Annotated in this window: 10 protein-coding genes and 1 tRNA gene; 1 reads left to right on the top strand and 10 read right to left on the bottom strand. The window is 37.6% G+C overall.

The features are described 5' to 3' along the window. Nucleotides 1-274: 274 nt before the first annotated feature. The 6 genes from D8836_RS10695 to pbp2a all read right to left on the bottom strand — a co-directional run bounded on the left by D8836_RS10695 (nucleotide 275) and on the right by pbp2a (nucleotide 4,211). Nucleotides 275-346, bottom strand: a tRNA-Glu gene (locus tag D8836_RS10695). A gap of 88 nt (nucleotides 347-434) precedes the next feature. Beyond that, complete coding sequence (locus tag D8836_RS10700; RefSeq protein ID WP_125393966.1) at nucleotides 435-914, bottom strand: sigma-70 RNA polymerase sigma factor region 4 domain-containing protein; 480 nt, start codon at nucleotides 912-914, stop codon at nucleotides 435-437. A gap of 120 nt (nucleotides 915-1,034) precedes the next feature. Next, nucleotides 1,035-1,571, bottom strand: coding sequence for a transcription termination/antitermination protein NusG (gene nusG, locus D8836_RS10705; RefSeq protein WP_049499248.1), 537 nt, complete (start codon nucleotides 1,569-1,571; stop codon nucleotides 1,035-1,037). Between the two features lie 53 nt (nucleotides 1,572-1,624). After that, nucleotides 1,625-1,801 (bottom strand): preprotein translocase subunit SecE, encoded by a 177-nt coding sequence (gene secE, locus D8836_RS10710; protein ID WP_001210991.1) that lies wholly within the window; start codon nucleotides 1,799-1,801, stop codon nucleotides 1,625-1,627. Between the two features lie 9 nt (nucleotides 1,802-1,810). Next, nucleotides 1,811-1,963: a 50S ribosomal protein L33 gene (gene rpmG / locus D8836_RS10715; RefSeq protein WP_125393967.1), complete on the bottom strand. Its 153-nt coding sequence runs from the start codon at nucleotides 1,961-1,963 to the stop codon at nucleotides 1,811-1,813. Nucleotides 1,964-2,015: 52 nt separating this feature from the next. Beyond that, a complete protein-coding gene (gene pbp2a, locus D8836_RS10720) occupies nucleotides 2,016-4,211 on the bottom strand; it encodes a penicillin-binding protein PBP2A (protein ID WP_125393968.1) in 2,196 nt (731 codons plus the stop codon). An 86-nt stretch (nucleotides 4,212-4,297) separates the two neighbouring features. Between pbp2a and D8836_RS10725 the strand changes: the two genes are divergently transcribed. Further along, nucleotides 4,298-5,197 carry an RluA family pseudouridine synthase gene (locus tag D8836_RS10725; protein WP_125393969.1) on the top strand — a complete coding sequence of 300 codons (900 nt, stop codon included), beginning with the start codon at nucleotides 4,298-4,300 and terminating at the stop codon, nucleotides 5,195-5,197. A gap of 43 nt (nucleotides 5,198-5,240) precedes the next feature. Here the strand turns inward: D8836_RS10725 and gap are convergent, their stop codons facing one another. The 4 genes from gap to D8836_RS11290 form a co-directional block, all read right to left on the bottom strand. Then, nucleotides 5,241-6,251, bottom strand: a complete 1,011-nt coding sequence (gene gap / locus D8836_RS10730) for a type I glyceraldehyde-3-phosphate dehydrogenase (protein WP_049492462.1) — start codon at nucleotides 6,249-6,251, stop codon at nucleotides 5,241-5,243. Between the two features lie 176 nt (nucleotides 6,252-6,427). Beyond that, nucleotides 6,428-7,729 carry an ABC transporter permease gene (locus D8836_RS10735; protein WP_185761634.1) on the bottom strand — a complete coding sequence of 434 codons (1,302 nt, stop codon included), beginning with the start codon at nucleotides 7,727-7,729 and terminating at the stop codon, nucleotides 6,428-6,430. Continuing rightward, nucleotides 7,698-8,381, bottom strand: coding sequence for an ABC transporter ATP-binding protein (locus tag D8836_RS10740; protein ID WP_084886517.1), 684 nt, complete (start codon nucleotides 8,379-8,381; stop codon nucleotides 7,698-7,700). The genes D8836_RS10735 and D8836_RS10740 overlap by 32 nt, the downstream gene beginning before the upstream one ends. Then, nucleotides 8,362-9,302, bottom strand: a 941-nt coding sequence (locus D8836_RS11290) for a hypothetical protein (protein WP_221763032.1), incomplete at its 5' end; no start/stop codon positions are given. The genes D8836_RS10740 and D8836_RS11290, both read right to left, overlap by 20 nt.

Genomic DNA, 9,302 nt, shown 5'->3' on the forward strand with positions numbered 1-9,302 from the left:
TCGTCCTGAGCCAGGATCAAACTCTCATTAAAAGTTTGAGTTCTCACTCATTTCTGTCACTGACAGATTTATTGTTTTTTTCATTGTTCAGTACTACAACCTTAGTTGTAGTGCCCTGCACATTGGTTCGTCTTGTTCAGTTTTCAAAGGTCTTTGTCACTCGCTTCTCTCAAGCGACAACTATATTAGTATATCACAGCTGCTTTTTCTTGTCAACACTTTTTTGAAACTTTTTTAACTTTTTTTCATTAAGTGTTCCAACCACAACATACTATAGTCCGTACGGGATTCGAACCCGTGTTACCGCCGTGAAAAGGCGGTGTCTTAACCCCTTGACCAACGGACCAGAGTTGTTTTCAACTCTTACTATTATACAGGCTTTTCTAACTTTGTCAACTACTTTTTTATCTTTTTATGTTTTTTTGTATGACTTCCTATTGAGTACGGATATCAAACTCTTTAAACACAATACGTAAGTCATTTAGCACTCTTTGACGCCCTCGGAAGCGTTCATGTCTTAAGACGCGCTCTAACTCTTCTTGTTTGTCTTTACTTTGTTTGTTTCTATAATCTCTTAATGTCTCATGAAAGAGATAATACTCATCTAGCCACAGACCTCCCTCACTGATACGATGACTAATCTCACCTACTTCTTCATACGGTTCTTTATCATATCTTCGTTTTTGACTTTCTTGCTTACGGATATAGTCTAGAATTCGATTACGGAACTTAGTTTTGAAGTATTTACGTAAGCGTGGAATATCTTCTGCCAGCTCTTCTTCTCTACTGATCAATTCATGTAAGCAAATCATTCCCTCTTGGTCCCAATCAGATAACTCCCATAAATGCAAGTAATATTCATTTCTACTCTTATATACAATTCCCTGGACTTCTTTATACAATTCTTTAAACATAACGTTCCCCTTTCTAGATACAGTTTAACAGATTCAGAAACACTTTTTTCCCATTTCCCCCATTCTGTTCCCTACACCGTCTAAACTGCACAAAAAAGAGAGGGCATGCCTCTCTCAGGGTTATAATTCTGCAATTTGGTTTAGGTTTACTTCTGCAACTGTGTCATTACCAAACATAGAGATAATCATCTTCACTTTATTGTTATCAATCTCTGTAATCTTACCAGTATAGTCTGCAAAAGCGCCATCAATAATACGTACAGTTTGACCAACTTCAACATCGATATCAAACTCCTGTACGGTTTGTCCCATAGAAATCAAGATATCACGAATTTCTTGTTCCAATAATGGAGTTGGTTTAGATCTATTCCCGTGAGATCCAACGAATCCTGTAACGTTTGGTGTGTTTCGAACAACAAACCAAGCTTCATCTGTCATCACCATTTCTACAAGAACATAACCTGGAAAGCGATTTTCTTCCACTTCTTTTCTCTTTCCATTCTTTTCAACTTGCACTGTTTGTGTTGGAATTTCAACGCGTAGAATATTATCCAACATGTTGTAGGTTTGTGCACGTTGTAATAGATTTTCTTTTACCTTATTTTCATAACCAGAATAAGTTTGTAAAACAAACCACCCTTTATCAAAACTATCCATGATATTTCCTTTCATAATAGAAGATCTCTAGTGTAAATAAGTCCACTAGCCTTCTAAAAAATGTTAATAAATCGAATCAAACCTGAAACAATCAACTGGTCAAAAATGTAAATAATTACTACAAAGAAAGCTGTGTATTCCATGATAGAACGAAAATCTCTCCAGCTTTCCTTGCGAGTTGGCCATGTTGTGTCTTTAAGAAGTCTAAAAATATCTCCAATAAAACGCATCGCTCTCTCCTATCTCGTTTCTCTATGTATAGTGTACTTACCACAATGTTTACAAAATTTATTTACTTCTAGTCGTGTTGGCTTGGGGTTTCCGCTGATCTTAATTGAATAGTTTCTCGAACCACAAACCGCACAAGCTAGACTTGCTTTTTTTAGTGCCATAACGCCTCCATCTTGTCTATTATAACAAGAAAGCTAGGCTTTGACAAGCATCTTAACGAAATAGATTGACTACCGAATCCCATATCGTTTGAGCCTTTTCCTTAATTTTAGCATCCGAGATAGCACGGCTGGCCTCATCTACCAGATTTTGCGCACGACTTCTAATATCAGAAAGGGTATCATCCGTCTGATTCGTTTCATTACTCTGCACTTGATTTCTTGTATTGGCTGGTGCAATTCCATTTTGCTTATAAGCATTTTCAACCGTAAAGGTACTTCCTGGCGTATAAGGTAAAATAGTATTTGCAATGTTTCTAAAGACATGAGCTGCACCATTTGAAGTAGATCCTGCTAGATAGTGATTTTCATCAGTGGTCGGGAAACCAAGCCAGTGACTAATCACTACATCCGGTGTATAACCAATTACCCACTGGTCACTTGTATATTCTGGATTGAAAACCGCTTCAGTTGTACCAGTTTTTCCTGCCATGACATAATCTGCAGGCGATGAACTAATACCGGTACCGTTGGTGAATGTCCCCAACATCATACTGGTCATCTTATCAGCTACAGACTTATCAATCACCCGTTTTTGTGAATTTTTATGGCTTGCTATAACTTGTCCACTAGCATTTTCAATTCTACTAATAAAATGAGCTTCAGGCATTAAACCTTCATTTGCAAAGGCAGCATATGCTTGAGCCATTTGCAGAGGATTGGTTTCGACACCACTTCCCAAGGCGACACCAAGAACACGGTCGACCTTTTCCATGTTGAGTCCGAATTTTTCGCCTGCCTCAAAAGCCTTGTCGACGCCCAAATCATTAACAGTGGCAACAGCAGGTAGATTAAGCGACTCTGCCAATGCTTGATACATAGGAACTTCTCGACTCGTTTTGATCCCTGCATAGTTATCAACCTTATAGCTGTCGTACTGCATGGTATGGTTATCCAACTGCTTATTCAAAGCCCAACCTGCTTCAACTGCTGGCGTATAAACAACTAAAGGCTTAATTGTAGAACCAGGGCTACGTTTTGATTGAGTTGCATAGTTGAAATTCCGGAATCCAGTTTTATCATTGCCAGCAACCTGACCGACAACTCCACGAACTCCACCTGTTTTCGGTTCTAGAGCTACACTTCCTGATTGAGCAAATGTTCCATCCTCTGCCCTCGGAAATAGAGATGTATTTTCATAGACAACCTGCATATTTGCTTGATAGTTTTGGTCCAGCTCTGTATAAATGCGGTAGCCATTATTGACAATTTCTTCCTCTGTTAGATTATACTTGGAAACAGCTTCATTAACAACCGCGTCAAAATAAGAGGGGTAGCGGTAATCTGAAATTTTTCCTTCATACTTATCTTGTAATTGCGAAGTCATATCAACTTCAGCAGCTTCGGTTTCTTGGTTTTTATCAATGTAACCCGCTGCAAGCATATTTTGCAAGACAGTATCACGACGATTAGTAGAATCTTCTACAGATTTCAAGGGGTTATACAGTTCCGGTCCTTTGAGCATCCCTGCCAGAGTCGCAGCTTGATCCAAACTCACTTCTGACGCAGAAACTCCAAAGTATTTCTTACTCGCATCTTCTACACCCCACACACCATTTCCAAAATAGGCGTTGTTAAGGTACATGGTTAAGATCTGATCCTTACTATATTTTTTTGTTAATTCTAAGGCAAGGAAAAATTCTTTTGCTTTTCTCTCAACAGTTTGATCCTGCGACAGATAGGCATTTTTAGCCAGCTGTTGGGTAATAGTAGAACCACCACCTGAACGACCAGCAGTGACAATAGCCAAGAAGAAACGACCATAGTTAATCCCGTCATTTTTATAAAAAGAACGGTCTTCTGTCGCAATAACGGCATTCTGCAAGTTTTTACTGATGTCAGTCAACTCAACATAAGTTCCTTTTTGACCGGACAAGGCACCGGCCTCTTTTTCTTCACGGTCAAAAATGAGAGTTCGAGTTTTCAAGGCGTTTTGCAAATCATTGACATTGGTTGACTTGGCTACAGCAAACAAATAGGTTCCAACTAGCAAGCTTGCACTCAAACCTAGTATAAGGACAATCTTTGTTAGATGATAGCGACGCCAGAATTTTCGAATTGAACCTACTTGGGCTAATTTTTTTCGATCACTACGAGAGCGACGTAAGCTAGTCGAATCAGAATCCCCTAGTTCACTTGTTTCTTTTTTAAAAAGAGAAAGAAATTTCTCAAACAATTTATCTAATTTCATGCGTTTATTTTATCATCTTCATCATAGGAAGACAAGAATTTAGCTATTTCCTATCCAAATAGGGCTTTTTTTGTTACAATATCTGTATGAAATTCACATTTACATTACCAGCCTCTTTACCTCCAATGACGGTTAAGCAATTACTAGAGGAGCAACTCCTCATCCCTAGAAAAATCCGTCATTTTTTGAGAATCAAGAAACATATTTTGATAAATCAAGAAGAAGTTCACTGGAACGAGATGGTAAATCCTGGAGATATTTGCCAGTTAACTTTTGACGAGGAAGATTATCCCGAAAAAGAAATTCCTTGGGGCAACCCAAACCTCGTTCAGGAAGTTTATCAAGATCAACACTTAGTTATTGTGAACAAACCAGAGGGGATAAAAACGCATGGTAATCAGCCAAACGAAACCGCCCTTCTTAACCATGTCAGTGCCTATGTTGGCCAAACCTGCTATGTCGTTCATCGTCTGGACATGGAAACCAGTGGCTTGGTTCTCTTTGCCAAAAATCCTTTTATCCTGCCTATTCTCAATCGCTTACTGGAGAAAAAAGAGATTTCTAGGGAATACTGGGCACTAGTTGATGGAAATATCAGCAGCAAAGAGCTTGTTTTCAAAGACAAAATCGGACGTGATCGCCATGACCGCAGAAAACGAATAGTTGATACAAAAAATGGGCAATATGCTGAAACACATGTAAGCAGATTAAAGCAATTCCCAAACAAAACTTCCTTGGTTCGTTGCAAACTAAAGACAGGGCGAACCCATCAGATTCGTGTGCACCTTTCGCATCATAACTTCCCTATTTCAGGCGACCCTCTCTATAATAGTAAATCAAAAACAAGTCGTCTTATGCTCCACGCCTTTCGACTTTCCTTTACCCATCCGCTTACTCTAGAGAAATTAAGCTTCACTACCCTATCAGATACTTTTGAAAAAGAATTAAAAAGAATAGATGATTGTGTCATCCATTTTTCCATATAAGAAAAGCAAGACCAAGAGGCCTTGCTTTTTATCGACTCATGAATTATTTAGCGATTTTTGCGAAGTATTCAAGAGTACGAACAAGTTGTGCAGTGTATGACATTTCGTTGTCGTACCATGATACAACTTTAACCAATTGTTTACCGTCAACGTCAAGAACTTTAGTTTGAGTTGCGTCAAACAATGAACCGTAAGACATACCTACGATATCTGAAGATACGATTGGATCTTCTGTGTAACCGTATGATTCGTTTGAAGCTGCTTTCATAGCTGCGTTCACTTCATCAACAGTAACGTTCTTTTCAAGAACTGCTACCAATTCAGTAACTGATCCAGTTGGAGTTGGAACGCGTTGTGCAGATCCGTCAAGTTTACCGTTCAATTCTGGGATTACAAGACCGATAGCTTTTGCAGCACCAGTTGAGTTAGGAACGATGTTTGCAGCACCAGCGCGAGCACGGCGAAGGTCACCACCACGGTGTGGTCCGTCAAGGATCATTTGGTCACCAGTGTAAGCGTGGATAGTAGTCATCAATCCTTCAACAACACCAAAGTTGTCTTGAAGAGCTTTAGCCATAGGAGCCAAGCAGTTTGTAGTACATGAAGCACCTGAGATAACTGTTTCAGTACCGTCAAGAACATCGTGGTTAGTGTTGAATACAACTGTTTTAACGTCGTTTCCACCAGGAGCAGTAATAACAACTTTCTTAGCTCCACCTGGGTGCAAGTGTTTTTCAGCAGCTGCTTTCTTAGCAAAGAAACCAGTAGCTTCAAGAACGATTTCTACACCGTCGTTAGCCCAGTCGATTTGTTCTGGATCACGTTCAGCAGAAACACGGATGAATTTACCGTTAACTTCAAATCCACCTTCTCTAACTTCTACAGTTCCGTCGAAACGACCTTGAGTTGTGTCGTATTTCAACAAGTGTGCAAGCATAACTGGATCTGTAAGGTCGTTGATACGAGTAACTTCAACACCTTCTACGTTTTGGATACGACGGAAAGCAAGACGACCGATACGTCCGAAACCGTTAATACCAACTTTAACTACCATTAGTGATTTCCTCCTTATGAAAATCATGAAATTTTTATTGTGAAAAGAGTAACTTGAATCACTACAAATCACCTTTCAACAAACCTATTATATAACTATTTGAGTTGAATTGCAAGTACGGGCATTGTTTTTCTATGTTAGTTTCTTTTTCAGGCTATAAATCAAGAACTTCATTACTATTCATATCGTAGCGATTCTACAGGATCCATTTTACTAATTTTACGTGCTGGGAAGTAGGCTGAGACATAACCAAGTAATAGAGCAAAAGCTAGAGTTCCTAAAATAGATAGAAGATTTAATTCAAAAACCTTCGTGATGGATGGGTAAAAGTGATTTACAACCGCATTCGCCAAACTTCCCACCCCTTGTGCAACCAAAAATGCCAGCAGCAAGGCGATTCCTACAATCCAAATAGCCTCGTAAATAAAAATTCCTTTGACATCGCGATTTTGATAACCAACTGCCTTCATGACACCTATTTCCTTAGAACGTTGCATGATATTAATGTAAATGATGATGCCAATCATGACCGCTGCTACCACAATAGCTTGTGATGAAAGCACAATCAACAATCCCTGAATAACACGAATAAAAGTAATCACAATATCAAGAACCTTCTGTTGAGAAAGAACAGTATACTTCTTATTTTTCTGCAATTCTTCTGTTACCACTTTTGTCTGTGATGGATCTTTAAGTTCCAAGATAAAATAAGATACAGCTTTTGTAAATCCAGCTTCTTTCAAAATTGTTTCCATTTGATTAGACGGCATGAAACTGTTGCTATCCTCCATGTCATCTTCATCATTGATTACACGCACAATCTTCGTTTGAAATTGAGCAATCTTGCTAGCTTCAGCAGCATTTTCTACAATGCTGGCTGAGACTGATTTGCCAATAATATCACTAGCCGTCAGATTTTTTCCTGTCTGTTCATTCCAACTTTTTAGTAAACTGCTTGGAATCGTCAAGCCCTGTTCATTTGCATCAGTATAGAGGGAACCGGCTAATACTTTGTCCGCCTCATTACTACTAACAGAAATACTTGTATCCTCATAGAGACTCACTACTTGAGCATAAGAAGGCATCGTTTGACTCAGATCCATTTCTTGCCCATCTATAGTAATATTTGACATGGTCATCCCAAAAGGACTCTCCAAATATTTAATAGCTTCTTTGCCAACTGTATCCGTGATATAGTTCTTATCATCTTGGTTCAAAAAGCCTCGTCCAGCATTTTCTGTGTTTAAAGCAATCTGAACTTGAGAAGGAATTTGACCTCCATTCGTATTTTCATCAATCATCGAAATCAAAGCATTTCCCAAGCCGAAAGAAATTAAGACTCCTACAAAACCGATTGAGGTTGCTAGCGCAATCAATAAGTTACGCCACTTTCTTTCCAGAAAGTTATTTAAAGAAAGTTTGAATTTGTTTTTCAATGATAATCCTTTATTTTTTGACTTCTTCAACGACTTCACCATCCTTCATTTTGATAATCACATCTGCATATGCAGCAACCTCTGGATTATGGGTTACAATCAATACTGTTTTCCCTGTCTGGGCTAAATTTTTAAATACTTCCAATACCATTTCTTGAGATTGAGAATCCAGTGACCCCGTTGGCTCATCTGCTACAATCATATCAGGCTGATTTACCAAGGCACGCGCGATTGCTACACGTTGCTTTTGCCCGCCAGAAAGCTGTTTAACATTTTTAGCCATAAAAGGCTCCATTCCTAAGCTACTTAATTGCTCCTTTGCAATCATTGTCATCTCCCTGTCAGATAAATCTTTGACATAGAGAGGTAGCTTGACATTGTCCAAGACAGATTGATGAGGAATGAGGTTGAAGTTTTGAAACACAAATCCAATCTTGTTTTTACGAAATTGAGTTAGTTCAATCTCTGATAAGTCACGGAGAGATTCCCCTTTAAATTCTAAAACTCCTTCATATTGTCTATCTAGACCACTGATGATGTTTAGCAAGCTAGTTTTGCCACAGCCTGACGGCCCGTAAATCGCTGTAATTTTACCTTTTGCGATTTGCAGGTTTATATTCTTTAAAGCCTGTTCTTGATGTTTACCGTCCAAAGTGTAAAACTTTGAAATATTTTTAATGGATAAAATGGACATGATTATCTCCTTTAATTACTTTTGACAACATATATCGATATAAACTACAATAAATAATACTGATATAAACTATATTTAACAATATCAAGCCCCATAAACCAAATAGTTTAATTTGATTGAATAATAAGCAAACCATAACTGGTACGAAGCGAATAATGTACAACGTTATCCTTGTATTTATAGGAATTGAAAAAGCATCTAATTCTTTCGCATTCTTGAAATGATACTTTCTAAATATAATTATCTCTAACATTTGTATCCCTTGGCATAAAAAATATGCTAGAGAAACTCCGAAAAGAAATAGGGAAATATCTATAAAGCTGTACCCCAGATAATTTAAAAAGAAATATAGCGAGATCGACGGAATTAAGATACTAATAAGATTTAAAGACCAAATTCTTTTTTTTATAAACTTATTAAGATTGACCCCCACAGCCTTCAGATAAGGGAAGTCCTTATTTAAAGTAAGAAAATAAAAATTTATCCCTTTATTGCTAAAAAATACTGTCCCTGAAAATAAAGCTGTATTCAATATCATCGCTTTATTCGAGATATCAATTCCTAAAAAATCTGGCAAAACCAACCACATGAACATAAACATAAAAGTTGAAGATACAGGTATAGTCATCGCTTTAAACACCGTCAAACCATCAACGACAGATAATAAATAGGTCATACTGAACGATTTTTTAAACCTTGGCCTAACATACCTGATTTTCGGTATAAAAAATATACTATTAAGTAAAAAAACAAGTAGGCACGCAAATATTCCTAAAGAAATATCATAGAAAAAAATAACTACTAAGATGGGGGAAACTAGAATTAAATTCTTTAAAAATACTATATTCCAAAATTCTCTCCCTGTGACATTGAAAAATATCCTCATTGTACTCTCTGTTTTTTTTTTTTTTTTTTTTTTTT

The sequence above is a fragment of the Streptococcus mitis genome (genome assembly GCF_003942995.1).
Lineage (GTDB): Bacteria > Bacillota > Bacilli > Lactobacillales > Streptococcaceae > Streptococcus > Streptococcus mitis_CV.